The following is a 24,522-nucleotide window of genomic DNA, read 5'->3' on the forward strand; positions in this document are numbered from 1 at the left end:
CGACAGGCTCGGGGACCGCGACAGGCTCGGGGACCGCGACAGGCTCGGGGACCGCGACAGACTCGGGGACCGGAGCGGGGGTCGACGAGGCCGACTGGTGCGACACCGAGGTGCTGCGCCGCCTGCGGCTGCGCTCGCTGGCGGCCATCCGCGGCAGCGTCGAGCCCGTTCCGCAGGATGCCTACGCGCGGTTCCTGCCCGCGTGGCAGCACCTCGACCGTCCTCTGGAGGGCATCGACGGCGTCGCGGTCGTCATCGAGCAGCTCGCGGGCGTCCCTCTCCCGGCGAGCGCCTGGGAGTCGCTGGTCCTTCCTGCGCGGGTGCGCGACTACGCCCCGGGAATGCTCGACGAGCTCACCTCGTCGGGCGAGGTGCTGTGGTCCGGACAGGGGTCGCTCCCCGGCCGGGACGGCTGGGTCGCGCTGCATCCGGTCGACCTCGCACCCCTCACGCTGAGGCCCGCGCACGCCGGACCGGACCCCGACCAGTCCGAGCTGACACCCCTCGAACGCCGGCTCGTCAACATCCTGGGCGCAGGCGGCGCCTACTTCACGGCGCAGCTGAAGACACTTGCGGATGCCGACAGCGAACAGGCCGTCATCGACGCCCTCTGGAACCTCACGTGGGCAGGCCGGGTGACCAACGACACGTTCGCCCCGATCCGCACGCTGCTGGCGGGAGGGTCGCAGGCGCACAAGACCACCCGCCGCACCCCCCGCGCACGCATGTATCGCGGTGCGTCGCCGGCGCGCCCGACCAGGAGCGCACCGCCGCGACCGCCTGCCGTCGGCGGCCGCTGGTCGCTGCTGCCCGACCCCGAAGCCGACCCGGCCCAGCGCGCGACCGCCGCAGCGAGCCTGCTGCTGGACCGATACGGCGTGGTCACGCGCGGGGCGGTGCAGGCCGAGGGTCTTCCCGGCGGCTTCGCCCAGACGTATCGGATCCTCGCCGGCTTCGAGGAGGCGGGGCACTGCCGGCGCGGCTACATCATCGAGAAGCTCGGCGCCGCGCAGTTCGCGGCATCCAGCACGATCGACCGCCTTCGCGAGTTCACGCGCCCCGACGACCCGCGCCCCGACGCCGATCGCACGGCGATGACCCTCGCCGCGACCGACCCCGCCAATCCGTTCGGCGCGGCCCTCGCCTGGCCGGCTCTCGAAGGGGTGCGTCACCGTCCCGGACGCAAGGCCGGCGCGATCGTGGTGCTCGTCGACGGAGGGCTCGCGCTGTATCTCGAGCGCGGCGGCAAGTCGGCACTGGCCTTCACCGACGACGGGGCCGCGCTCGCCGCCGCGGCAGCCGACCTCGTGCGCACCTCCCGCCAGCGGCGGCTCGAGACGCTCACGATCGAGCAGGTCAACGGCGCATTCGTCCTCGGCACACCGATCGGGCACGCGCTGCGCGCGGCCGGCTTCGTGGAGTCCCCGCGCGGTCTCACCCTGCGCCGCACGACGGCGCCGAGGCACGGTTGAGCGGCGATGCCCGAAGGTGACACCGTCTTCCGCACCGCCCAGCGCCTGAATGCCGCGCTGGCCGGTGCGCCGATCACGCGCTTCGACCTGCGCGTTCCGGGCAGCGCGACCGTCGACCTGCGCGGGGAGACCGTGCACGGCGTGGTCGCACACGGCAAGCACCTCCTGCTTCGCGCGGGCGCCCAGACCCTCCACTCCCACCTGAAGATGGAGGGCCGGTGGGATGTGTATCGCCCCGGCCAGAAATGGCGCAGGCCCGCGTACACCGCGCGCGCGATCGTGGGCGTCGACACCGGCCAGGAGGGGCCGCGCGATGCGGTCGGGTTCGATCTCGCGATGGTGGAGGTGGTTCCCACCCGCGACGAGGACCGCATCGTCGGGCACCTGGGACCCGACCCGCTGCGTGACGATTGGGATCCAGCCGAGGCGGCCCGGCGCCTGGGTGCCGACCGGCGGCCGGTGCACGTCGCCCTGCAGGATCAGCGCAACCTCGCCGGGTTCGGCAACGAGTACGTGAACGAGCTGCTCTTCCTGCGCGGCATCCATCCGGAGACTCCGGCGACCGCGATCGACGCCCCCGCCCTCGTCGCCCTCGGCGCGCGCACGATCCGCGCCAACGTCCGCCGCTGGGACCGCACCTTCACCGGCGATCTGCGCCACCCGACCTGGGTGTACCGGCGCGAGGGGCGCCCCTGCCGTCGCTGCGGCGCGATCATCCGCGGCGGATCGCTCGGCGCCGAACCGACGCGGGAGCGCATCGTCTTCTGGTGCCCGCACTGCCAGCCGGCCCCGTGATGTACTGGCAGCAGCCATGAGACTGCACACCTTCACCTCCGAGACGACCGATCCGCACGAGCGCGGCACCGAGCTCGGCACCCGCTTCGGCGCGCTCGTGCGCGAGACGAGTGCCCGGTACGTGTCGCACTTCGAGCTTCTCGGCATCCCGCTGCCCCGGGTGCGCGAGGTCGCCGAGGGCAGTCTCGCGGCGCTGCGGGAGTGGCATCCCGCCCTCGCGACCGAATCGGATGCCGCAGCCGCCGCGGCCGGCATCGAGGCCTGGCGGGTGGCCGCCGTGGGCGCCCGCACCGAGGTGCTCGCCGCCGCGCACGCGCCCGGTGAGTGCACGACGGCGGTGCACGCGCCGGCCGTGGGCCCGCCGGAGACGATCCAGACCTGGGACTGGCACGCGCACCTCGCCCCGGACGGGCTGCTCTGGGGGCTGCGCACCGCGACGCGGCGGCTCAAGGTGTTCACCGAGTTCGGCGCCCCCGCCAAGATCGGCGTGAACGACGCCGGACTCGGCGTGCACTTCAACATCCTCCGGCACACGTCCGATGGTGCGGGCCCCGGCGTCCCGGTGCACGCCATCGCGCGCCGCGTGCTCGAGGATGCCGCCACCGTCGCCGAGGCGTGCGCGCTCGCCGCATCGGCCACCGTCAGCGCCTCGACGGTGCTCACCGTCGCGACCTGGGACGGCGCCCGCGCCGACGCCGCGGCGATCGAGCTGTCCCCGGCCGGCGTCGGCGTCATCCGCCCCCGCGAGGACGGCTGGATCGTGCACACCAACCACTTCCTCGACCCCGTGCTCGCCGCCGGCGACACGGTCGCCGCGCTCGATCCCACGAGCACGACGCTCGAGCGGTTCACGCACGCCGAGGCGATGCGCAACGGGATGCCGGGGCTCTCCGCGACGCAGCGCGCCGCCGCGCTGTGCGGCACCGCCGGCGGGGCGGCACCGGTCTGCGTGCGGCGCAGCGAGTCCGAGCCGCTGCACGAGCAGTGGGAGACGCTGCTGACCGTCGCCCTCGACCTCTCCGGCTTCGCGCTGGACCATCGCTCCGGCGCGCCGGATGCGGCAGGCCGCGACGGACTCGACCGCTTCTGATCCGTCGACGTGTCCGCCCGGCCCGTAAGCTGACGGCGCAGAGACAGGAGGCTCGATGAGGAAGCTGCTGCGGAAGTTGCGCGACGCCGTCTTCGGCCGCCCCCTCACCCACGAGGAGGCCGCAGCGCAGCGCGACGCCGAGGCCGCCGTCCGGCGTGCCGCCGGCGACGCCGCGCACCGCGCCCGCAGCCATTCGGTGCAGAGCCAGACCTACTGGATGTGACCCGTCCGGCGCGGTCGGCGCGCCAGGACGAAAGAGCCGGGCCCTGTCGCCTGCCGGACGGAACGTCCGGACGGCGTGTGCGCGCGATTGCGGCAATCCCGAAGGCGGGATTGAATAGCCGCACACGCGCAATGGCCGCGCGCGACCCGAGGAGCCCCCCGTGACGACGACCGCCGACGCCACCCCCGCCCCGGCACAGACCGACGATGCAGCCGGGTCGGTGATCATCTCGCGGATCACGAAGCGCTATGGGGACCAGACCGCGGTCGACGATCTGTCGCTGGCGATCGAGCCGGGCGAGTTCATCTCCCTGCTCGGGCCCTCCGGATGCGGGAAGACGACGACCCTGCGCATGATCGCGGGATTCGAAGAGCCGGATGCCGGCGACATCCGCGTGTCCGGACGAAGCGTCTTGGGCGTGCCTCCCTACAAGCGCGACGTCAACACCGTCTTCCAGGCGTACGCCCTGTTCCCGCACATGAGCGTGGCTGAGAACGTGGCCTACGGGCTGCAGCAGCGTCGCGTCGGGAAGGCCGACATCCGCGAGCGGGTCACCGCGGCACTCGAGATGGTGCAGATGCGCCGCTTCGCGGACCGCAAGCCCACGATGCTCTCCGGCGGCCAGCAGCAGCGCGTCGCGCTCGCCCGCGCGCTGGTCAACCGCCCCTCGGTGCTCCTGCTCGACGAGCCGCTGGGCGCCCTCGACCGGCAGCTGCGCGAGGAGATGCAGCTCGAGCTGAAGCTCATCCAGGCGCAGCTGGGGATCACCTTCGTGTTCGTCACGCATGACCAGGGCGAGGCGCTGTCGATGAGCGACCGGATCGCCGTGATGCGCGAGGGTCGCATCGAGCAGCTCGCCGACTCCGACACGATCTACGCGCGCCCCGCCTCGGCGTACGTCGCCGCGTTCGTCGGCCAGCAGAACTTCTTCGACGGGTTCGTCACCGACGACGGGTCGGCCGTCGACACTCCGCTGCTGCGGCTGCAGCCGGCATCCCCCATCTCGCATGTCGCCGCCGGCGCGAAGGCGCGCGCCGCCGTGCGACCGGAGTTCGTCGAACTGTCCACCACCCGCCCGGACGGCGACGCGAACGTCGTCGAGACCCGCGTGATCGGCCAGTCGCACCTGGGCGAGACGATGCAGTTCCTCGTGCAGATCGGACGCGAGCAGTCGGTGCTGTCGCGCCGGCCCACGCCCGAGGCGCCACGACTCGCCGTCGGCGACACGGTGTGGGCGTCGTGGCGGGCCGACTCGGTGCAGGTCTTCCCCGCCGACGACCTCGCCGAGGAGAGCGGCTACATCGGCCCGCCCACGACCCGATCGATCCGCACCGCCTGATCTGAGAGCCCGACACCGAACACCGCAGTCACGACACCGAGAGAACAGAGGAATCATGCCCGAGCAGCCTTCCGTCCGCATCCTCGCCAGCCGAGCAGCAGCACCTCTTCTGGTCAAAGAGCTGACCCGCCGGCGCTTCCTTTCCGTCACCGCCCTGGCCGGTGGCGCGGCCTTCCTCGCCGCGTGCTCGTCCGGCGGCGCGCAGCCGTCGGCCAGCGCGACCGGCGGCGACCTCGAGGGCTCGCTGTCCATCTACTCCTGGGGCGACTACGACGCCCCCGAGGTGCTCGAGAGCTTCACCACCGAGTTCGGGCCGACCGTGCGGGTCGACTCGTTCGGGTCGAACGAGGAGCTCATCGCCAAGCTCGTCGCGGCCAAGGGCACCGGCGGCTACGACATCATCGTGCCCACCGGCGTGTTCATCCCGCAGATGGTCGAGAACGGCCTGATCGCCAAGCTCAACAAGGACCTCATCCCGAACATCCAGTACATGGACCCGGCCTACCTCGGGCGTGAGTGGGACCCCGACAACGAGTACTCGATCTGCAAGGCGTGGGGAACGACCGGCTTCGTCTACGACAAGACCGTCATCACCCGTGAGCTGAAGACCTGGGGCGACTTCCTCGACTGCGCCCAGAAGGAGGCCAGCGGCCGCACGAGCGTGCTCGACGACCCGGCCGAGATCACCGGCATGTACTACTGGGCCAACGGCATTGACTGGAACACCACCGACCCCGCCCAGATCGACGCGTGCGAGGACTTCATCGTCAACACGCTGGCTCCGCACATCGCCGCGTTCGACTCGTACCCCGGGTCGGGTGCGATCCCCAACGCCACCGCCGCGCTCATCGAGGTGTGGAACGGCGACGCCCGGCAGGGCATCCTGAACTCCTCCGACCCCGACCGCTGGCAGTGGGTGCTGGGCTCGCCGGCCACCGAGCTGTGGATGGACAACTGGGCCATCGCGGCGAGCGCCCCGCATCCCGAGGCCGCACACGCGTTCATCAACTACGTGCTCACGCCCGAGAACGCCCTCCTCGAGCTGGACTACATCGGCTACCACACCGGCGCCAAGGACATCCAGCAGATCGCCGAGGCCGAAGGCCTGGAGATGCTCGATCTCGTGTTCTTCACGCCCGAGCAGATCGCCACCATGAAGGACGGCGAGGTCAACGAGGCGCAGGAGCGCACGGTCGAGATCTGGAACAAGGCGAAGGCCGCGGCGGGTGCCTGAACCGGCCGCACCCAGGGCGAAGGCGCGACGGCTGCGCCTTCCGTCCTTCGCGCTCGCGCTGCCGGCGTGGGCGTGGCTGGTGCTGTTCTTCGTGCTGCCGGTGGCGGTGGTCTTCTATTACAGCTTCGGCTACAAACCGGGCATCTTCGGCACGCACGCCACGGATGTCCTCTCCTTCGACCGGTACGCCGAGGTGCTCACGCCGGTCTTCTTCGACACCTTCACGAACACCCTGTGGATCGGCATCGCCGGAACCCTGCTGTGCCTGATCATCGGGCTGCCGGTGGCGTACTGGATGGCGCTGAAGGCTCCCCCGCAGTGGAAGGGCCTGCTGCTGGCGCTCGTGCTCGTGCCGTTCTGGACGAACTTCCTCGTCCGCACGATCGGCTGGCAGGTGATCCTCGCCCCGGAAGGCTGGGTGTCGCAGCTGCTGCAGACCGTCGGCTTCGGGCCGATCGACATCCTCTACTCGCGCACCGCGGTGCTCCTGGGTGTCGTGTACAACTACCTGCCCCTGATGATCCTGCCGCTGTTCGTGGCGTTCGACCGGGTCGGGCTGCCGGTGCGCGAGGCATCCAAGGATCTCGGCGCCGGCCCCTTCCGCACCTTCCTGCGCGTGACCCTGCCGCTTGCGCGCCCCGGTGTGATCGTGGGCGTGCTGCTGGTGTACATCCCGCTGATGGGCGACTACATCACCGCCACCGTGCTGGGCGGAGCACAGGGGAACATGGTCGGCCAGCTGGTGGCGGCGCAGTTCCAGACCGCGCAGAACTGGGCGCTCGGTTCGGCCATGGCCGTGATGCTGATCCTCATCATCCTGGCCTCGGTCGCGATCATGGGCTTCGCGCTGTGGCTGATCTCGCTGCCGTTCCGACGTGCGAACCGCCTCGTGCTGGGCACCCCCAAGGAGGTGACGGCATGACCACGGTCGAGAAGGCGCAGGACCTGGATGCCGCGGCCACCGCGCCGCCGCCGCAGCACAAGCACCGCAAGCCGCTGTCCCAGCGCCTCATGTCGGTGTGGGCGATCCTCGTCTACCTGTTCCTGTTCGCCCCGATCATCGTCATCCTCATCTACTCGTTCAACAACGGGCGGCTGCTGGTCGCGTTCCAGGAGTTCGGGTTCGACGGGTACCTGGCGCTGTTCCAGAAGCCGGTGCTCAGCGATGCGGTGATGGTGTCGCTGCGGGTGAGCTTCTTCGCGGCCATCCTCGCGACGCTGCTGGGCACGCTCGGCGGCATCGCGCTGGCGCGCAAGCCGGGGAAGTGGACGTACTGGTTCGTGGGCATCCTGCTGCTGGTCTCGGTCACCCCCGAGATCGTCGACGCCATCTCGCTGCTGCCGTGGTTCGTGTTCCTGGGACAGGACCTGGGCCTGTCGATCTTCAACGACGGCATCGTGCGCCTGGTGATCGGCAGTTCGCTGTTCTCGCTCGCCGTGGTCACCTACATCGTGCGCGCGCGGCTGGTGGGTCTGCCCGCGAATCTCGAGGAGGCCTCAGCAGACCTGTATGCACCGCCTGCACGCACCTTCGTGAAGGTGACCCTGCCGCTGGCGATGCCGGCCGTGCTCGCGGGGCTGCTGCTGTCGTTCACCTTCAGCCTCGACAACACGATCGTCGCCGCGTTCGTGCAGGTGTCGGGGGCGACGCCGTGGCCGGTCTACGTCCTCAGCGCGCTGCGGTCGGGCCTGCGGCCCGAGATCGCCGCGGTGTCGACGGTGATGCTGGTGCTGACCCTGCTCTCGCTCGCGGTCATCGCGATCGTGCTGCGACGGGCCGGCGACTCGGCCACCGAGATCGCGCGCACGATGGCAGGCGGATGACGCCGCGCACTGCGCCTCCTGCCGCCGGTCGCTGAGCGTCCTGCGCAGCGGCCACCACCCCGGTCGTCGAGCGACCCGCGCAGCGAAGAGAAACGCACAACCGAAACGAGGGACTCCATGACACACGCCGACCTGGTCTTCACGGGCGGGCCCGTCTTCCGCGCCGACACCGTGCGCTCGCGCACCAGCGGCGTCGCCGTGCGCGGCGGCAGGATCGTCGCCGTCGGCGACGTGCGCGAACTCGTCGGGCCCGGCACCGAGGTCGTCGACCTCGCCGGGCGTCTGCTCGTGCCGGGATTCCAGGACGCGCATGTGCACCCGGTGATGGGCGGGATCGGGCTGCTGTCGTGCAACCTGCACGACGCCGAGACCGAGCCCGAGTACCTCGACATCATCGCGGCCTACGCTGCGGCCAACCCCGGCGCGCCATGGATCACCGGCGGCGGCTGGGCGATGTCGGCGTTCGCCGGCGGCACGCCGACCGCGGCATCCCTCGACCGCGTCGTGTCCGATCGCCCGGTGTTCCTCCCCAACCGCGACGGCCACGGCGCGTGGGTGAACTCGCTCGCCCTCGAACTCGCCGGCATCGACGCACGCACCCCCGACCCCGCGGACGGCAGGATCGAGCGGGATGCCGCGGGCATCCCGACCGGCACGCTTCACGAGGGTGCGATGTCGCTGGTCAACCACCTCATTCCGCCGACCTCGCCCGAGGAGCTGCGCGCGGGGCTGCTGAAGGGGCAGGAGTACCTGCACTCGTACGGGATCACCGCGTGGCAGGACGCGATCGTCGGCGCCTACGCCGATCTGCGCGACACCGGCGTGACGTACCGGCGCGCGGCCGAGGACGGCACGCTGACGGCGCGGGTCGTGGGCGCGCTGTGGTGGGATCGCGGCGCGGGGCTGGAGCAGATCCCGTCGCTCGTGGAGCGGCGCGAGCGGTACTCGCCTGCGGATCCCGAGCATCTCGGGGGACGCTTCGCCGCGACGTCGGTGAAGATCATGCAGGACGGCGTCGCCGAGAACTTCACCGCCGCGATGCTCGAGCCCTACTGCGACGGGCACGGGCACCCCACCGACAACTCGGGCATCTCGTTCGTCGCCCCCGAGGTGCTGAACGAGGCCGTGCCGGAACTGGACGCGCTCGGCTTCCAGGTGCACTTCCACGCCATCGGCGATCGTGCGGTCCGTCAGTGCCTCGATGCGGTCGAGCACGCCATCGCCCGCAACGGCCGCGGCGACAACCGGCACCACATCGCGCACCTGCAGGTCATCCACCCCGACGACATCCCGCGCTTCCGCGCGCTCGGCGTCGCGGCGAACATGCAGTCGCTGTGGGCGGCGCTCGAGCCGCAGATGGTGGAGCTGACCCTGCCGTTCCTGGGCTCGCCGCGCGACGCCTGGCAGTACCCGTTCGGCGACCTGCAGCGCGCCGGGGCGGTGCTGGTCGCCGGCAGCGATTGGTCGGTGTCGACGCCGAACCCGATGGCGGCCATCCACACCGCGGTGAACCGCACCGCGGCGCGGGAGTACGCCGAAGGAGACTACGAGCCGTTCCTGCCCGAGCAGGCGATAGACCTGGCGACCTCGCTGGCCGCGTACACCGCCGGGTCGGCCTGGGTGAACCACCTGGACCACGTCACCGGCACGATCGAGGTGGGCAAGTACGCCGACCTCGCCGTGCTCGACCGCGACCCGTTCGCGGGGCCGGCCGCGGAGATCGGCGACACCCGCGTCCTGCAGACGTTCGTCGAGGGCGAGCGCGTGTACGCGGCGCCCGACGCCTGAGCCGTCCCGGTCGTAGGCTGGACCGGTGACCCGGCTTCTGCTGCTCATCGACCTGCAGCGCGACTACTTCCCCGGCGGCCGGCACCCGCTCGTGGGCGCGGATGCCGCAGCCGCCGCCGCGCAGCGGCTCCTGGGCCGCTTCCGCGCTGCGGGCCGGCCCGTCATCCATGTGCAGCACGTCTGGGAGGGCCCCGATGCGGCGTTCTTCGCGCCCGGGACGGACGGGGTCGAGATCGATCCGCGGGTCGCGCCCTCGGGCGGGGAGCCGGTGGTGGTCAAGCACCACCCGAACGCGTTCCTCGGCACAGACCTCGAGACGAGGCTGCGCGATGCCGCCGCCGATGAGATCGTCGTCGCGGGGATGATGTCGAGCATGTGCGTGGATGCGACGGTGCGCGCAGCATCCGATCTCGGCTTCTCGCTCGCCGTCGCCCAGGACGCGTGCGCCGCCCCGGACCTCGTCTTCGACGGCGCGACGATCCCCGGCGGCCAGGTGCACGCCGCCTTCATGGCGGCACTCGACGGCACCTACGCGCGGGTCGTCGACGTGGACGCGCTCACGGGCGACACCGCCCCCTGACGCCGACGCAGCGTGCTCCGACAGCCTGTCCGGCCGCGCCGGGAACTTCCGACACCCGCGAGTGTGAGAGACAGCGCCGAACCGGCAGGATGGATGCAACGAACGCATCGGAGTTGATAACCCTTGGGCACGACCGTCTTCGAACGGCAGCGGCCGGCCGCATCCGTTGTCGAGAACTCACTGGCGGGCACCGCGCACTCGGTCTTCTGGATCGACGACCTGCCATCCGAACTGCGGCCTGACCGGCCGGCGCTGCACGGCACCCGCAGCGCCGACCTGGTGATCGTCGGCGGCGGGTACGCCGGGCTGTGGACGGCTCTGCTCGCGACCGAGCGGATGCCGCAGGCCCGTGTCGTGCTGCTGGAGGCCAACCGGGTGGGCTGGGCCGCATCGGGCCGCAACGGCGGCTTCTGCGAGGCCAGCCTCACCCACGGCTACGACAACGGCATGGCCCGCTGGCCGGACGAGATGCCGCTGATCGAGCGCCTGGGCATGGAGAACCTCGACGCGATCGAGGCGGCCGAGGCGCAGTACGGCATGGACTTCCAGTTCGAGCGGACCGGCCAGCTGGCCCCGGCGACCGAGCCGCACCAGGTCGAGTGGCTCGTCGAGGCAGCCGACGCCGTCGAGGACGCGGTCTTCCTCGATCAGGACGCGATGCAGGCGTCGGTGCACTCGCCCACCTACCTCGCCGGGCTCTGGGAGAAGCACAGCTGCGGCATGGTGCATCCGGCGCTGCTCGCCGCCGAGCTCGCGCGGGTGGCTGAGGAGCGCGGCGTCGAGATCTTCGAGCGCTCGCGCGTGTCGGGTCTGGACACCTCAGGCGGCGGCGTCGTGGTCACAACCGCCGACGGAAGCGTGCGGGCAGGCCGCGCGGTGCTGGCGACCAACGTGTTCCCGTCGCTGCTGAAGCGGAACCGGCTGATGACGGTGCCGGTGTACGACTACGTGCTGATGACCGAGCCGCTCTCGGACGAGCAGCTGGAGTCGATCGGCTGGAAGGACCGGCAGGGCATCGGCGACCTGGCGAACCAGTTCCACTACTACCGGCTGTCGCGCGACAACCGGATCCTGTTCGGCGGGTACGACGCGATCTACCACTACGGACGCAAGGTGCGCCCCGAGTACGAGAACCGGCCGGAATCGTGGCGGCGCCTGGCGAGCCACTTCTTCACGACGTTCCCGCAGCTGGAAGGGCTGCGGTTCACCCACCAGTGGGCGGGCGCGATCGACACGTCCACGCAGTTCACGGCCTTCTTCGGCACAGCCCGGAACCGGCGGGTGGCGTATGCCGCGGGCTTCACCGGGCTGGGGGTCGGGTCGACGCGGTTCGCCGGCGAGGTGATGCTCGACCTGCTCGATGGCGTGCAGAACGAGCGGACCGCGCTGGAGATGGTGCGCAAGCGCCCGCTGCCCTTCCCGCCCGAGCCGGCGGCGGCGATCGGCATCAACGCGACCCGCTGGTCGCTCGATCGCGCCGACCACAACGAGGGGCGGCGCAACCTGCTGCTGAAGACGCTGGACGCGCTGGGCCTCGGGTTCGACTCATGATCCGCCTGTCGCCGGGTGTTCCCGCCGGGGAACTGGATGCCGCGTGGCAGCCGCTGCCCGCAGAGCAGGTTGTGTCGGGGTCGCCGGCGACCCGCTATGTCGTGCTGGACTCGGACGGAGGGCGCGACGTCGGCGTGTGGGAGCACTCCCCCGGTGTGTCGACGGACGTCGAGGCCGACGAGGTGTTCGTCGTGCTCGCGGGTTCTGGCCTGCTCTCGTTCGATGCTCCTGCGCTGCCGCCGGTGTCGCTGGCGCCCGGCGTGATCGTGCGGCTGACCGAGGGCATGCGGACCACCTGGACGGTGACCGAGACGCTCCGCAAGGTCTACATCGCCCCGTAGCTCTGCGCGGATCGCCCGGTGTGCTGCGCGGATCGCCCGGTGTGCTGCGCGGATCGCCCTCCGGTTCGGCGTCCCTCGCACGCCTGCGGCGTGCTCACGCCAGACCCGACCAGCCTCACCGGAGGGCGATCCGCTCCGCACGCGTCGGCACAGAGGGTCTCGCGCATCGGGGCGCGCGCACCGGTCGTTGAGCGAGCGAAGCCTCCGGTCGTTGAGCGAGCGAAGCGAGACGAAACGCCGCACGCCGGTTCGGGGCGTTTCGTCTCGCCCTTCGGGCTCGCTCAACGACCGGGGGCACCCTTCGGGGTCGCTCAACGACCGGGGGCGCCGTTCGGGCTCGCTCCACGGCCGGGAGGGCGCCGTGGGGGTCGCTCGGCGCCCGGAGGGCGGCGGGTAGCGTGAATCCCATGAAGGCGATCGTCTACTCGTCGCACGGCGACTCGTCCGTGCTGTCCCTCGCCGACCGCGAGATCCCCGAGCCCGGGCCGGGCGAGGTGCGCGTGCGCATCGCGGTGTCGGGCGTCAACCCCACCGACTGGAAGTCGCGCGCGGCCACCGCGCGGCTCGATCTGTTCCCCGAGATCGTGCCCAACCAGGACGGCGCCGGGGTCGTGGATGCCGTCGGCACGGGCGTGACCGAGCTCTCGCCCGGCGACCGTGTGTGGCTCTTCCTCACCCAGCACGGTCGCGCCGGCGGCACCGCCCAGGAGTACGCGGTCCTGCCCGCGGGCCAGGCCGTGCGGCTGCCCGATGACGTGGACTTCGCCACCGGCGCCTCGCTCGGGGTGCCGGCGATGACGGCGCACCGGGCTCTCACCGTCCACGAGGACGGCCCCGCGCGTCTCTCGCCCGGCGCCCTCGACGGCCGCACGGTGTTCGTCGCCGGAGGTGCGGGCGCAGTCGGGCGCGCGGCGGTCCAGCTCGCCCGCTGGGCGGGGGCCACCGTCATCGCCACGGTCTCGTCGCCCGAGAAGGCGGCACTGGCGCAGGCTGCCGGGGCGCACACGGTCATCGACTACAAGACCGAGGATGTGGCGGCGCGTGTGGCCGAGGTCGCTCCCGGCGGCGTCGACCAGATCGTCGAGGTCGCGATCGCGGCCAACGCCGCCCTCGATGCCCAGATCGCGGCGAATGCGGCGAGCGTGGCCTACTACGCGGACGACGGCGGCGGCAGCTTCACGATGCCCACCCGTCCGTCCTTCGCCAAGAACCTGCGCATCCAGGGTCTGCTGCTCTACACCGTGTCGCCGCGCGCCTGGGCCGCCGCGGCGCAGGACGTGACGGCCGCGCTGGCGGACGGCATACTGCGCGCCGGCGCCGACGCAGGCCTTCCGCTGACCTGGTTCCCCCTCGAGGACACCGCCGCCGCGCACGACGCGGTGCAGGGCGGGACCGTGGGCAAGGTGCTCATCCGCGTCGCCGACCTCTGAGCACGCGACCGGGCTGCTACCGCCCGGCAGACCTGCGCACGAGCAGCGCGAGGTGCAGCGCTGCCTGGGTCTCGCCGTCGTCGAGGTCGGTGCCCAGCAGCTCCTGGATGAGGGCGATGCGCTGGTAGAACACCGATCGGGACAGGTGGGATGCCGCAGCCGCCGCGGTGCGGTTGCCCGGGTGCGCGAGCATCGCTCCGAGCACGTCCAGCAGGTCTCCCCCGCGCGCGAGGTCGTGCTCGATGAGCGGCGCGAGCATCCGCTCGCCGTGCTCGAGGAGCCGGTGGTCGTCGCGCAGCGACGTGACCAGGCGCACGAGCGGGCGGTCGTCGGCCCGATGCACCTGGACGCCGCGCACCGCGCGGCCCGATCGGCCGCGTGCCAGGTCGATCGCCTCCTGCAGCGATCCCAGCGCAGCCTCCAGCCCCTCCGCGCCCGAGCCCACCGACAGCACCAGGCGGTCCGCGCCCGGCGCCAAGGCGCGGCCGAAGACCATCGCGGCATCGTCGTCGAAGGGCGCCCGAGCCGGCAGGGAGAGCAGGATCGTCGCGGCCGGCTGTGGCACTCCGGCCGGCGGCGAGCCGACCAGGGCGCGGCCGCCGATCGCGCGGGCCGCCGCATCCGCCGCCTCCGCGGTGGCGGACGCGCGCGAGGCGACCAGCCCGTGCAGCCGGCTCCCCTCCACCGGCAGCCCCGCCGCCTCCAGCCGGGCCGCGGCGCCGCCGACCCCGGCGAACCGCCCGGCGAGCAGTCCGTCGAGCAGGCGCCGCCGGCTGATCCTGGCCCACTCGTCGTCGTCTCCGTCGGCCAGGCGCCCCAGCGCGAGGGCGATCGCGCCCTGTTCGAGGACGCTGGCGCGGCCGGCCGGGTGCGCAGGACCGGGCAGCGCCACCAGGTGGCCCCAGCGGATGCCGCGGGCCTCCACCGGAACGACGAGCCAGCCGTCTGCGCCCCGGGCGCGATGCGCCGCGCGCGAGCGCGCCTCCCACGTGGTGAACAGCTCCTCCTCCATCGCGAGGGGCACCTCGGCGGCGACGACCTCGTGCGCGAGGTTCTCGAGCACGACCGGCGAGGCGAGCGTCTGTGCCAGCTGGTGCACGACGAAGTCGGCGGGCGACCCGCGCAGCGCGAGCGCGGTGAACTGCTCGTGCACCTCGTCGCGGGCACGCAGCGCGGCCGTCTGGGCCGAGATGATCCGGCTGTGCACAGCTTCGGTCACCGCGACGAACTTCACCTCGCGATGCAGGGCGACCAGCGCCAGCCGGTGCCGCCGTGCGGCCGCGGCGACCACGGCCGGCACATAGCGATAGTGCGTGCCGAGCTCGAGCACGAGGCCCGACAGGCCCGCCCCCACCAGCTCGGCGATGAGGTGCTCGAGCTCCGCCGGCTCGGACGGCCACCCCGATCCCGTCGACAGAAGCAGCTCGGATCCGTCGAGGAGGCGGGCGATTCCGGCGCTGTCGGACAGGTGCACCCAGCGCACCCGCGCGTCCAGAGCCTCGCCGCCCACGAGCACCTCCGGCAGGCCCGCCGCGACCGCGTCGAGGGCGAGCACCTCGCGCACCGTCGGCAGGCCGGTCGGCGGCACGCCGTTCGCCGGACGATCCGTGCGGATCGGCCCGTCTTCACGACGTTCAGGCATGCGCTCGAACCTCCGAGCTTTGAGATGCTGGGAAAGACCAGCCTAAGCGATCGCCGCACGGACTGTCCGGCGTGCCCTTGAGCGAAGGAGCGAGGACCCATGAGCATCACCGAGACCACGACGACTTCCGCCGACGCCGCCGCCGAGCCGCGGCACATCGGACACTGGATCGACGGCGCGGAGGTCGCCTCGACCTCCGGACGCACCGCTCCGGTGCACAATCCGGCGACCGGCGCGCTGACGGGCCGGGTCGCCCTGGCCGACCAGGCCGAGGTGGATGCCGCGATCGCCTCCGCGCAGGCCGGCTTCGCCGTCTGGGGCCAGTACTCCGTCGCCAAGCGCCAGGCCGTCATGTTCGCGTTCCGCGAGCTGCTGAACGCGCGCCGGGGCGAGCTGGCGGCCATCATCACCGCCGAGCACGGCAAGGTGCTCTCGGACGCGATGGGCGAGATCGCGCGCGGCCTCGAAGTGGTCGAGCTGGCGTGCGGGTTCCCCTCCCTGACCAAGGGCGCGTTCACCGAGAACGCGTCGACCGGCATCGACGTGTACACGCTCAAGCAGCCCCTGGGCGTGGTCGGCGTCATCAGCCCGTTCAACTTCCCGGCGATGGTGCCGCTGTGGTTCTTCTCGGTGGCGATCGCCGCCGGCAACGCGGTGGTGCTCAAGCCGAGCGAGAAGGACCCCTCGGCCGCACTGTGGCTGGGCGCGCTGTGGAAGGAGGCGGGACTGCCGGACGGCGTGTTCACGGTGCTGCAGGGCGACAAGGTCGCCGTCGACGGCCTGCTGCACTCCCCGGTGGTGCAGTCGATCAGCTTCGTCGGGTCGACCCCCATCGCCCAGTACATCTACGAGACCGCGTCCAAGACCGGCAAGCGCGTGCAGGCCCTCGGCGGCGCGAAGAACCACATGCTCGTGCTCCCGGACGCCGATCTCGACCTCGTCGCCGACCAGGCCGTCAATGCCGGATACGGCGCCGCCGGGGAGCGCTGCATGGCGATCTCGGTGGTCCTGGCCGTCGAGCCGATCGCCGACGAGCTGATCGAGAAGGTGACCGAGCGCATCAGCCGGCTGAGGATCGGCGACGGCGCCGGCGAGGTCGAGCCCGACATGGGGCCGCTGATCACCGACGTGCATCGCGACAAGGTCGCCTCGTACGTCGACATCGCCGAGGCCGACGGCGCGAAGATCGTCGTCGACGGCCGCGGCTTCACCGTCGAGGGGCACGAGGACGGGTTCTTCTTCGGCCCGACGCTGATCGACGACATCCCCACCACGAGCCGCGCCTACCGCGAGGAGATCTTCGGGCCGGTGCTCTCGGTGGTCCGGGTCGCGTCCTACGACGAGGGCCTGGACCTCATCAACTCCGGTCAGTTCGGCAACGGCACGGCGATCTTCACGAACGACGGCGGCGCCGCCCGCCGCTTCCAGAACGAGGTGCAGGTCGGCATGATCGGCGTCAACGTGCCGATCCCCGTCCCGGTCGCCTATCACTCGTTCGGCGGCTGGAAGGCGTCGATGTTCGGCGACGCGAAGGCGTACGGCGTGCACGGGTTCGACTTCTTCACGCGTGAGAAGGCCGTCACCAGCCGCTGGCTCGACCCGGCGACGCACGGCGGCATCAACCTCGGCTTCCCCCAGAACAACTGACCCCTCGACAGGCTCGGGGGAACCGCCCCCAAGGAGAACGAAATGACCGACACGCTTGCCGCACCGGCATCCACCGCCGTTCCCGACCCCGAGGCCGAAGCGCGCGTGCGCGCCGACGACCGCGGGCACGTCTTCCATTCGTGGAGCGCCCAGGCGCTCATCGACCCGCTGCCGATCGCCGGCGGCGAAGGGGCGACGTTCTGGGACTACGCGGGCAACCGGTACCTCGACTTCTCGTCGCAGCTGGTGAACCTCAACCTCGGGCACCAGCATCCTGACCTCGTCCGGGCGATCCAGGAGCAGGCGGGGCGGCTCGCCACCATCCAGCCGGCGCTTGCCAACGACGTGCGCGGAGAACTGGCACGGCGCATCACCGAGGTCGCCCCGGACGGGTTCACCAAGGTGTTCTTCACAAACGGCGGGGCCGACGCCGTCGAGAACGCGGTGCGCATGGCGCGGGTGGTCACCGGGAAGCGCAAGGTGCTGTCGATGTACCGGAGCTACCACGGCAACACCTCGACGGCGATCACCCTCACCGGAGACCCGCGGCGCTGGGCGAACGAGCCTGCAGACGGATCGGTGGTGCACTTCTTCGGGCCGTATCCCTACCGCTCCGCGTTCCACTCCGGCTCGCCCGAGGAAGAGGCCCAGCGCGCTCTCGAGCACCTCGAGCAGACCATCGTGCTCGAGGGCGCCTCGACCATCGGCGCGATCCTCATCGAGTCGATCGTCGGCACCAACGGCGTGCTCATTCCTCCGCCGGGGTACCTCGAGGGCGTGCGGCAGCTGTGCGACAAGTACGGCATCCTGTGGATCGCCGACGAGGTCATGGTCGGATTCGGCCGCGTCGGCGAATGGTTCGCGTTCCAGGCGTGGGACGCCGTGCCGGATCTCATCACCTTCGCGAAGGGCGTCAACTCGGGCTACGTGCCGCTGGGCGGCGTCGTGATCACCGAGCGCGTGGCCGCGCACTTCGACACGGTCGTCTTCCCCGGCGGACTCACCTACTCGGGCCACCCGCTGGCCTGTGCGCCCGGTGTGGCCACGTTCGAGGTGTTCGAGCGCGACGGCATCCTCGAACGCGTGCGCGACCTGGGCACGCGCGTCGTGGCCCCACGTCTGCAGGCGATGGCCGAGCGGCACCCGTCGGTCGGCGAGGTGCGCGGCATGGGCCTGTTCTGGGCGATCGAGCTCGTGCGCAGCCGCGAGACGCGCGAGCCGCTGGTGCCGTACAACGCCTCCGGCTCGGACGCCGCCCCGATGGGCGCGTTCGCCGCGGCGTGCCGGAAGGGCGGCGTGTGGCCGTTCGTGCACTTCAACCGCACCCACGTGGCGCCGCCGCTGATCATCTCGGAGGACGACCTCGTGCGCGGCCTCGACGTCATCGACCGGGCCCTGGACGTCGCCGACGGCTACTCGGCCTGACGCACGGGCGTCATGCCCGTCGCAGGCTGCTCGGCGCGGCGCTTGACCGCCTCGAGGTGCTCGTGCCAGCGCGCGGACGCCTCGCCGGCGGCACCGTCGGACGGATTGCCGTCCTGACTGAGCTCGACGTGCGTGCCGTCCCCCGAGCCGGACAGCTCGTACGTGATCCGGTGCGGCGCGGCCTCGCCCGATCCGCCTGACGCGTGCGTGAGCACCAGGCGGTAGGGGGCCACGGCATCCACCACCACGCCAGTGTCCTGGAAGGTCTGGCCATGCCGCCGACCGGTCCAGGTGACGGGCGATCCGACGCGCCAATCCGACTCGACCTGCGCGCCGAAGGTGACCTCCGAGGCGCGGATCGTGATCGTCTCCCACACCCTCTCCGGCGATGCGTCGATGTCGATGTCCGCGGTGGCGATGAATCCGGGCATGACCCTCCTCCGCGGGCGATGGGGACCTGCCCGCATGCCCGTACGGTACACGGCCGCCCGCATCATTCCCATGCCCGTCGGTGCGGGAGGCGAGGGGCGCGGGTGCGGGAATGAAAAAACAGCCTGCGTGGTTATACATGTACTCAGCACCGGGATGGTGCCGTATCCGGAGGGTTTTTGTGGGCAAGAACTACGTCGACATCGAAGACGAGCGCGGCGAGACGCTGCGCTACCGCAAGCACGCGAACGGGCGCGGACTGATCGCGCACGGCGCGAAGGTGCACGCGTCCGCGCTCGTGGAGGCGGGCGCCTATGTCGAACCCGGCGCCCAGATCGCACCCGAGGCGGTGATCGCGCGCGGCGCGTGGATCGAACGGGATGCCGTGGTCGGCACGAAGGCCCGCATCGACGCGCACGCGCACATCGGCGTGGGCTCGGTGATCGGCCCGAAGGCGCACATCGGCGTCCGCACCGTGGTGGGCGACGGGGCACGGGTGGCCGCCGCCGCGCTCATCGGCGACGACGAGCGGATCCCGCCCGGCGAAGACGTCGCCACCGACCGCCGGGGGCTGCGCCTCGCAGCCTGACTTCCCGGCCGCAGGCTTCAGGCGAACAGCAGCAGCACGAAGCCGATGAGCGGCAGCACGCCCTGGATGAGCGCCGCGCGCAGGTACTTCAGTCCCGTCGTGAGCAGCACGAGGGCTGCGGCCACCATGCAGCCCAGGGTGAACAGCGTGAGCGCGCGGCCGGCGGCATCCACCGCCTGCCCGTCCGGTCCCGCCCAGAGCAGGACGAGGCCGATGATCGCGCCGATCGCGAGGAACAGGTTGTAGAACCCCTGGTTGTAGGCGAGCGGCCGCGTCGTCTCGGCCTGCTCGGGCGTGGCGACGCCGAAGCGCCGGTGGATGCGCGGCTGCATCCACTGCACCGACTCCATGACGAAGAAGTACACGTGCAGGAGGGCCGCGAGCGCGGCGAAGACGGTCGCGATGACGGCGATCATGCGCTCACGATACTGTGCCCGCACTGTGCCCGCAGCGCGGCGGCGGGGGCGACTCGGTACGGTGGGGCGATGGGCAGAAGATCCCGCGGCCGCACGCGCACGCGCGCCGCGCCAGATCGAGTGGATGCCGCCCCGGCGCCGTCCGGGCCGTTCCGGCTCGGCGCCATCCCCGGCGCGACGCCGGGAACCTGGATCGCACGGTGGCGCGAGCGGCGCCCGAACCCGCTCGAGCTCGTGCCGCTGACAGTCGCGCACCAGCGCGACGCGCTGGTGGCCGGGGAGGTGGATGCCGCCCTGGTCCGGCTCCCGATCGACCGCGATGGTCTGCACGTCATCCCCCTCTACGACGAGGTCCCCGTGGTGGTGATGCCGAAGGACTCGCCTCTGACGGCGGCCGACGAGCTCGAGGCGTCAGATCTGTCCGGTGAGGTGGTGATCGTCCCGGGCGACGACGTCCTCGGGATGCCGCTGCCGGACGACGCCCTGAGCCCGGCGTTCGACCCGCCCGAGACCACCGGCGAGGCCGTCGCGACGGTCGCGGCCGGCGTCGGGGTGGTCATCGTGCCGATGTCGCTGGCCCGGCTGCACCATCGGCGCGACCTCGACCATCGACCGCTGCGCGACGGACCGACCTCGTCGGTCGCCCTCGCCTGGGTAGCCGAGCGGACGACCCCCGATGTCGAGGCGTTCGTCGGCATCGTCCGGGGTCGCACGCCTGACAGCTCGCGCTGAGCCGGCGCGGCGGGCGAGACCGGGGGATGTCGCTGACCTGGGTCTCGGCGACATCCCCCGCTGGTGCGGTGCCGGCGGCGCGCGCCCCCCGGCGCCTTCCGCCGTGCCCCCAGAGCCGGCCATCCCCCCGGAGTGACCCGCTGCGAGCACCGCTCCACCTACCTGGAGCGGCGCCGCCCGTCCCTGATACAGCGGCCTCTCAGAATCCGGCGCCGTGGCACTCGAACGGGGTCACCAGGCCCGTGCGACGGGAGGCCGCCGCCAGCGCCTCGGCCGCGGGCTCGCCGGCTGCCAGGCCCGTGTGCACCTCGCCGAGCAGCTCGCATGCGACATCGTCGGCGACCACGACCGGCGCCGCGATCACGCAGCGCGCGCCGGCATGCAGCCACGTGCGCGTCATGCCCAGCGCCTCCTCGCCCCAGCGCACCGACGAACGCCCCACCTCGCACGCCGACAGCACGACCGCGTCCGGCAGCCGCGGAATGCGGTCGATGTCGTAGCCGAACAGAGTGCCGTCGGCCAGTTCGAGGCCCGAGAAGAGCGGGTTGTCGGAGGTGTGGCGGCCGTGCGCCGCGATGTGCAGCACCGACGACTCCGCGGCGAGCTCGGCGACCGCGTCGACGGTGGCGGCGGGCCCGCGCAGGAGGGCGACGTCGCCGCCCGCGCGCGTCCACGCCGCGGCGGCGGCATCCGCCTCCTCGTCCCCGCGCGCGACCCGGGGCCCCACGGCGATGGCACCGCGCGGCACCCGCTCGCGCGGGCCCGCGGAGCGCTCGGTATGCCAGGCGCCGGTGCGGTAGCCCACCCACCGCGTGGCCGAGACCGCGAGCGTGAAGACGCGATCCCGCAGCCCCGGCAGCATCGCCCAGGGGATGCCGGCGAGCACTCCGGGGGCCGTCACCACGATCCGCCGCGCGTCGTCGATCTCGGGCAGCGGGGCATCCAGCAGCATCCGCGACAGCGCCGCCAGCCGCTCGTCGAGCGCGCGCTGCACGACGGCTGCCATCGGCCCGGACCGCACGGCGGCCGACACGTCCAGGTCGGCGCGCAGACCGGCCAGGGCCGCACGCACCTCGGCGAAGTCCGGCAGCGGGACCAGCCGCGCCCGATCGCGGCGGACTGCGACACAGGCGAGCACGCCCTCGCTCCACACGTAGGCGAGCATCGCGGTCTCGTCGTCGAGCGCGCCCTGCAGCTCGGCGAGTCCGACGCGCCGGTGCACGCCGGCCGAACCGGTCGAGGTCCACTGTCGCTCACGCACCAGGTCGTGCAGCTCGGCGGCGCGCTCCGAGGCGAGCCATTCCGCGCCGGAGGCCTCGGAGCGCAGCATCCGCAGCTCGGCGAGGGCGGCGGCCGCCTCCTCGTCGGGCGGCGGCCGCAGCGGCACGACCTGCTGCGAGGCATGCCGTGCCCGCTCCGACCACTCGAAGACGAGCTCCGGCCGCTGCGACCGCAGCGCAGAGCTGAGCCCGGCCATCAGCAGCGGCACTCCGTGCATGGTGACCGACGCCTGCAGGTCGAGGCTCCCGAACGAGGCCTGCCATCGCGCGAGCTCCTCCACACCGGCGGCGGCGTGCCGGCGCAGCTCGGCCTCCCGCCCGCGCGCGGCCGCCCGAGCCACGCGCACCTCGTGCGCCAGCAGCCGTAGGTCGATCGGAGCGTTGGGGGGCACCCGGACGGGCACCGCGCGCACCTGCTCCCGGCGCCGCTGCCGCCGGGCGCTGCCGCGCAGGGCGGCCAGCTCGCTCGCGAACCGGATCGCCACGGCGTCGGTCCGCAGACCCGCGCGCCGCAGCGCGGCCGCCACCGCGTCGATCTCATCCGCCGAGGGCGCGCGCCCTCGCCGGCGCTTGGCGATCCCGCGCGCGTCGAATGCGCCGTCGGATAGCAGCGCACGCAGTCGGATCGCATCCGCGCGGGCGGCGCCGGTCTCGTTTCCCAATGACCGGAATCGCCGCGCCGCCGTCGCGGCGGTGCGGGCGGCGGCCGCCGGATCGTGCGTGAGCTGCGAGCGGGCCAGGGCGACCTCCGCCTCGGCGCGGGACTGCGGCATGCGCTGCCTGCCGAACACCGCCGCGCTGGCGGCGAGGACCTGCTCGGCCTCGGCGGTGAGTCCGGCGTCGCGCAGCACCTCGGCCCGGTCGACGTCGCCGATCGCGGTGGCCACGGCGGAGGTCGCCGCCTCGCGCTTCGCGGCCAGCATGTCGTGCTGCGCCGCGATGAGGTCTCCGGCCAGCAGGGCGATGTAGCCGAGGTTGTGGCGGGCCTGGGCCGCGTCGGTGCGCAGACCGTGCTCCTCGAGCGCGGCGACGGCGACCCGCAGATCGTCCGCGGCATCGGCGAGCCGGCGCTGCTGCAGCCGCTGCAGGCTGCGGTTGATCCGCACGCGGGCGGCGGCCACCGGGTCGTCCTGAAGGCCCGAGATCGCCGCGGTGAGCGATCGGTCGGCGTCGTCGAGCCGGCCGCCGTACATCGCGAGGGCTCCCAGCTGGCCGTCGAGGATCGCCCGCGTGTGATCGCTGATGCCGCGGATCGCCCGGGCCCGGCGGCACACCTCGTCGGCGGCCGCCGGTGCGCCCGTGCGCTGCAGGATCACCGCCTTGGTGCCCAGCAGGCGTGCGCGCATGTCGGGGTCGTCCGCCACGGCCAGCCCCGCTTCGGCGGCCCTCAGCGCAGGACCGTAGCGCCCCTCGATGCTCAGATCGACGGCGCGCTCGTGCAGCTCGGCCGCGGATGTCCCCACGGCACCATCATGGCGCAGTCTCGGGCATCACCCCGCTGCGACGCCGCGCGGCTGCGCGTCTGCGGCATCGCGCAGCTGCGCGATGCGCCGTTCGGTGTCGTCAACCGTCGATCCGTCGAGCAGACCCGCCTGGATCGACCGCGCCAGCGTCGCGGCCACATGGGGCGCGGCGAACGACGTGCCGCTCCAGATCGCGAAGCCGCCGCCGAAGTCGTCGGGGTCGATCGTCTCGCGTCGCAGGTCGTAGCGGTCGTTGCGCGTGCCCGCCTGGATGCCGCCGTCGAACGGCGGCGACGTGCTCAGCACCGCCGACCCGGGCGCGTAGGTCCGCACCCAGTCGCCGACGTTGCTGTACAGGGCCACCGAGGTGCGGTTCGGGTTCAGGGCCCCCACCGACACGTGCGGGGCGACGTCGTCCGGGTCGTCGACCACGAAGTCCGCGTCCGGCCATCCCCACAGCGCGGCCGGGAACGACGGGCGGTCGGTCGCCGAGTTGCCCGCCGAGCACACCACGGCGCAGCCGTGGCGACGCGCGACCAGCAGCAGAGCCGCGAGGGTCCGGTCGAACAGCTCGTCGTCCGGGGTCTCGTGATAGTAGCCGACCGACAGGTTCAGCACGTCGATCGGGCGCCCGCCCTCGGCAGGGGATGCCGCCATCCACTTCACCAGCGACCGGATGGCGAGCATGAACTCGCCCTCCAGCAGCGTGCCGTTGCTGTCGGCCACCCGCACCGCGATGATGTCGGCGGCGGGGCACACCTGGCGGATGATGCCGGCGATGAACGTGCCGTGGCCGGCCGAGGCATCCAGCATCCCGTCCATCGGTCCTGCGATGTCGCCGTGGACCTCGGGGTCGGTGGCGGGGTCGTCGATGCCGATCGGGTGGCCGTCGAAGTGCGGGTTGCGGGTGACGATGTCGTCGCCGAGCCAGGGGTGCGCGCCGCAGCCCGTGTCGAGCACCGCCACGACCGGGCGTCGCCCTCCCTCGGCGACCTGCTCGCGCGGACCGGGCTCGGGACCGACGTAGTCGACGACCTGGCGCCCGCCGGTGCCGGCGAAGGCATAGCTGTCCGCCCCCGGCGCGTTCGTGCTGCCGTAGGGATTGGTGCTGCCGTAGGGGTTCGTGCTGCCGTAGGGATTCGTGCTCCCGTACGGATTGGTGCTGCCATACGGGTTCGTGCTGCCATACGGGTTCGTGCTCCCGTACGGGTTCGTGCTGCCATACGGGTCGA

The 24,522-nt window shown here is 72.4% G+C and carries 21 protein-coding genes and 1 pseudogene; 17 read left to right on the forward strand and 5 right to left on the reverse strand.

Annotated features, from left to right (window positions below; translation table 11 throughout):
- The 13 genes and pseudogenes from ACIWQI_RS10195 to ACIWQI_RS10255 form a co-directional block, all read left to right on the forward strand.
- Nucleotides 1-1,472: pseudogene (locus ACIWQI_RS10195) on the forward strand (ATP-dependent helicase); the annotation flags it as partial.
- 6 nt (nt 1,473-1,478) lie between these two features.
- Nucleotides 1,479-2,267 carry a DNA-formamidopyrimidine glycosylase family protein gene (locus ACIWQI_RS10200; RefSeq protein WP_396657174.1) on the forward strand — a complete coding sequence of 263 codons (789 nt, stop codon included), beginning with the start codon at nt 1,479-1,481 and terminating at the stop codon, nt 2,265-2,267.
- 16 nt (nt 2,268-2,283) lie between these two features.
- Nucleotides 2,284-3,357 (forward strand): C45 family autoproteolytic acyltransferase/hydolase, encoded by a 1,074-nt coding sequence (locus tag ACIWQI_RS10205; protein ID WP_396657176.1) that lies wholly within the window; start codon nt 2,284-2,286, stop codon nt 3,355-3,357.
- A gap of 55 nt (nt 3,358-3,412) precedes the next feature.
- Nucleotides 3,413-3,580, forward strand: a complete 168-nt coding sequence (locus tag ACIWQI_RS10210) for a hypothetical protein (RefSeq protein ID WP_396657178.1) — start codon at nt 3,413-3,415, stop codon at nt 3,578-3,580.
- 160 nt (nt 3,581-3,740) lie between these two features.
- Nucleotides 3,741-4,919, forward strand: a complete 1,179-nt coding sequence (locus tag ACIWQI_RS10215; RefSeq protein ID WP_396657180.1) for an ABC transporter ATP-binding protein — start codon at nt 3,741-3,743, stop codon at nt 4,917-4,919.
- 55 nt (nt 4,920-4,974) lie between these two features.
- Complete coding sequence (locus tag ACIWQI_RS10220) at nt 4,975-6,153, forward strand: spermidine/putrescine ABC transporter substrate-binding protein (protein ID WP_396657182.1); 1,179 nt, start codon at nt 4,975-4,977, stop codon at nt 6,151-6,153.
- The gene (locus ACIWQI_RS10225) at nt 6,146-7,075 is read left to right on the forward strand and encodes an ABC transporter permease (RefSeq protein WP_396657184.1); all 930 of its coding nucleotides are present in this window, start codon (nt 6,146-6,148) and stop codon (nt 7,073-7,075) included. The genes ACIWQI_RS10220 and ACIWQI_RS10225 overlap by 8 nt, the downstream gene beginning before the upstream one ends.
- Complete coding sequence (locus ACIWQI_RS10230; protein ID WP_396657186.1) at nt 7,072-7,977, forward strand: ABC transporter permease; 906 nt, start codon at nt 7,072-7,074, stop codon at nt 7,975-7,977. Before ACIWQI_RS10225 ends, ACIWQI_RS10230 begins: the two co-directional genes overlap by 4 nt.
- Nucleotides 7,978-8,094: 117 nt before the next feature.
- A complete protein-coding gene (locus ACIWQI_RS10235) occupies nt 8,095-9,765 on the forward strand; it encodes an amidohydrolase (protein WP_396657188.1) in 1,671 nt (556 codons plus the stop codon).
- 25 nt (nt 9,766-9,790) lie between these two features.
- On the forward strand, nt 9,791-10,345 hold the full coding sequence (locus ACIWQI_RS10240) for a cysteine hydrolase family protein (protein ID WP_396657190.1): 555 nt from the start codon (nt 9,791-9,793) through the stop codon (nt 10,343-10,345).
- 123 nt (nt 10,346-10,468) lie between these two features.
- Complete coding sequence (locus ACIWQI_RS10245; RefSeq protein ID WP_396657192.1) at nt 10,469-11,896, forward strand: NAD(P)/FAD-dependent oxidoreductase; 1,428 nt, start codon at nt 10,469-10,471, stop codon at nt 11,894-11,896.
- Nucleotides 11,893-12,237: a cupin domain-containing protein gene (locus tag ACIWQI_RS10250; RefSeq protein WP_396657194.1), complete on the forward strand. Its 345-nt coding sequence runs from the start codon at nt 11,893-11,895 to the stop codon at nt 12,235-12,237. Before ACIWQI_RS10245 ends, ACIWQI_RS10250 begins: the two co-directional genes overlap by 4 nt.
- A 407-nt stretch (nt 12,238-12,644) precedes the next feature.
- Nucleotides 12,645-13,667 carry an NADPH:quinone reductase gene (locus ACIWQI_RS10255; RefSeq protein WP_396657196.1) on the forward strand — a complete coding sequence of 341 codons (1,023 nt, stop codon included), beginning with the start codon at nt 12,645-12,647 and terminating at the stop codon, nt 13,665-13,667.
- A gap of 16 nt (nt 13,668-13,683) precedes the next feature.
- Here the strand turns inward: ACIWQI_RS10255 and ACIWQI_RS10260 are convergent, their stop codons facing one another.
- Nucleotides 13,684-15,309: a PucR family transcriptional regulator gene (locus ACIWQI_RS10260; protein WP_396657197.1), complete on the reverse strand. Its 1,626-nt coding sequence runs from the start codon at nt 15,307-15,309 to the stop codon at nt 13,684-13,686.
- 99 nt (nt 15,310-15,408) lie between these two features.
- Between ACIWQI_RS10260 and ACIWQI_RS10265 the strand changes: the two genes are divergently transcribed.
- Nucleotides 15,409-16,956, forward strand: coding sequence for a CoA-acylating methylmalonate-semialdehyde dehydrogenase (locus tag ACIWQI_RS10265; RefSeq protein WP_396657199.1), 1,548 nt, complete (start codon nt 15,409-15,411; stop codon nt 16,954-16,956).
- A gap of 42 nt (nt 16,957-16,998) precedes the next feature.
- Nucleotides 16,999-18,381 carry an aspartate aminotransferase family protein gene (locus ACIWQI_RS10270; protein ID WP_396657200.1) on the forward strand — a complete coding sequence of 461 codons (1,383 nt, stop codon included), beginning with the start codon at nt 16,999-17,001 and terminating at the stop codon, nt 18,379-18,381.
- On the opposite strand, the gene ACIWQI_RS10275 is transcribed toward ACIWQI_RS10270, so the two are convergent.
- Complete coding sequence (locus tag ACIWQI_RS10275; RefSeq protein WP_396657202.1) at nt 18,369-18,812, reverse strand: SRPBCC domain-containing protein; 444 nt, start codon at nt 18,810-18,812, stop codon at nt 18,369-18,371. The two genes, ACIWQI_RS10270 and ACIWQI_RS10275, sit on opposite strands and share 13 nt — an antisense overlap.
- Nucleotides 18,813-18,991: 179 nt before the next feature.
- On the opposite strand from ACIWQI_RS10275, the gene ACIWQI_RS10280 reads away from it, so the two are divergent.
- A complete protein-coding gene (locus ACIWQI_RS10280; RefSeq protein WP_396657204.1) occupies nt 18,992-19,399 on the forward strand; it encodes a transferase in 408 nt (135 codons plus the stop codon).
- 17 nt (nt 19,400-19,416) lie between these two features.
- Here ACIWQI_RS10280 and ACIWQI_RS10285 read toward each other — a convergent pair whose 3' ends face one another.
- The gene (locus ACIWQI_RS10285; protein ID WP_396657205.1) at nt 19,417-19,815 is read right to left on the reverse strand and encodes a DUF1304 domain-containing protein; all 399 of its coding nucleotides are present in this window, start codon (nt 19,813-19,815) and stop codon (nt 19,417-19,419) included.
- A 69-nt stretch (nt 19,816-19,884) separates the two neighbouring features.
- Between ACIWQI_RS10285 and ACIWQI_RS10290 the strand changes: the two genes are divergently transcribed.
- The gene (locus tag ACIWQI_RS10290) at nt 19,885-20,547 is read left to right on the forward strand and encodes a LysR substrate-binding domain-containing protein (RefSeq protein ID WP_396657207.1); all 663 of its coding nucleotides are present in this window, start codon (nt 19,885-19,887) and stop codon (nt 20,545-20,547) included.
- A 199-nt stretch (nt 20,548-20,746) separates the two neighbouring features.
- Here ACIWQI_RS10290 and ACIWQI_RS10295 read toward each other — a convergent pair whose 3' ends face one another.
- Both ACIWQI_RS10295 and ACIWQI_RS10300 read right to left on the reverse strand, forming a co-directional pair.
- Nucleotides 20,747-23,290 (reverse strand): CHAT domain-containing protein, encoded by a 2,544-nt coding sequence (locus tag ACIWQI_RS10295; RefSeq protein WP_396657209.1) that lies wholly within the window; start codon nt 23,288-23,290, stop codon nt 20,747-20,749.
- A gap of 27 nt (nt 23,291-23,317) precedes the next feature.
- Nucleotides 23,318-24,522, reverse strand: a 1,205-nt coding sequence (locus ACIWQI_RS10300; protein ID WP_396657211.1) for a S8 family peptidase, incomplete at its 5' end; no start/stop codon positions are given.

It is taken from the genome of Microbacterium sp. (assembly GCF_044508325.1).
Classification (GTDB): Bacteria; Actinomycetota; Actinomycetes; order Actinomycetales; family Microbacteriaceae; genus Microbacterium.

Excerpts from the sequence above, each read along its gene's own strand:
- ACIWQI_RS10275 (WP_396657202.1), bottom strand. The coding sequence starts at position 18,812 with ATGCCCGGATTCATCGCCACCGCGGACATCGACATCGACGCATCGCCG.
- ACIWQI_RS10250 (WP_396657194.1), top strand. The coding sequence starts at position 11,893 with ATGATCCGCCTGTCGCCGGGTGTTCCCGCCGGGGAACTGGATGCCGCG.
- ACIWQI_RS10270 (WP_396657200.1), top strand. The coding sequence starts at position 16,999 with ATGACCGACACGCTTGCCGCACCGGCATCCACCGCCGTTCCCGACCCC.
- ACIWQI_RS10260 (WP_396657197.1), bottom strand. The coding sequence starts at position 15,309 with ATGCCTGAACGTCGTGAAGACGGGCCGATCCGCACGGATCGTCCGGCG.
- ACIWQI_RS10200 (WP_396657174.1), top strand. The coding sequence starts at position 1,479 with ATGCCCGAAGGTGACACCGTCTTCCGCACCGCCCAGCGCCTGAATGCC.
- ACIWQI_RS10210 (WP_396657178.1), top strand. The coding sequence starts at position 3,413 with ATGAGGAAGCTGCTGCGGAAGTTGCGCGACGCCGTCTTCGGCCGCCCC.
- ACIWQI_RS10265 (WP_396657199.1), top strand. The coding sequence starts at position 15,409 with ATGAGCATCACCGAGACCACGACGACTTCCGCCGACGCCGCCGCCGAG.
- ACIWQI_RS10230 (WP_396657186.1), top strand. The coding sequence starts at position 7,072 with ATGACCACGGTCGAGAAGGCGCAGGACCTGGATGCCGCGGCCACCGCG.
- ACIWQI_RS10285 (WP_396657205.1), bottom strand. The coding sequence starts at position 19,815 with ATGATCGCCGTCATCGCGACCGTCTTCGCCGCGCTCGCGGCCCTCCTG.
- ACIWQI_RS10255 (WP_396657196.1), top strand. The coding sequence starts at position 12,645 with ATGAAGGCGATCGTCTACTCGTCGCACGGCGACTCGTCCGTGCTGTCC.
- ACIWQI_RS10205 (WP_396657176.1), top strand. The coding sequence starts at position 2,284 with ATGAGACTGCACACCTTCACCTCCGAGACGACCGATCCGCACGAGCGC.
- ACIWQI_RS10290 (WP_396657207.1), top strand. The coding sequence starts at position 19,885 with ATGGGCAGAAGATCCCGCGGCCGCACGCGCACGCGCGCCGCGCCAGAT.
- ACIWQI_RS10235 (WP_396657188.1), top strand. The coding sequence starts at position 8,095 with ATGACACACGCCGACCTGGTCTTCACGGGCGGGCCCGTCTTCCGCGCC.
- ACIWQI_RS10220 (WP_396657182.1), top strand. The coding sequence starts at position 4,975 with ATGCCCGAGCAGCCTTCCGTCCGCATCCTCGCCAGCCGAGCAGCAGCA.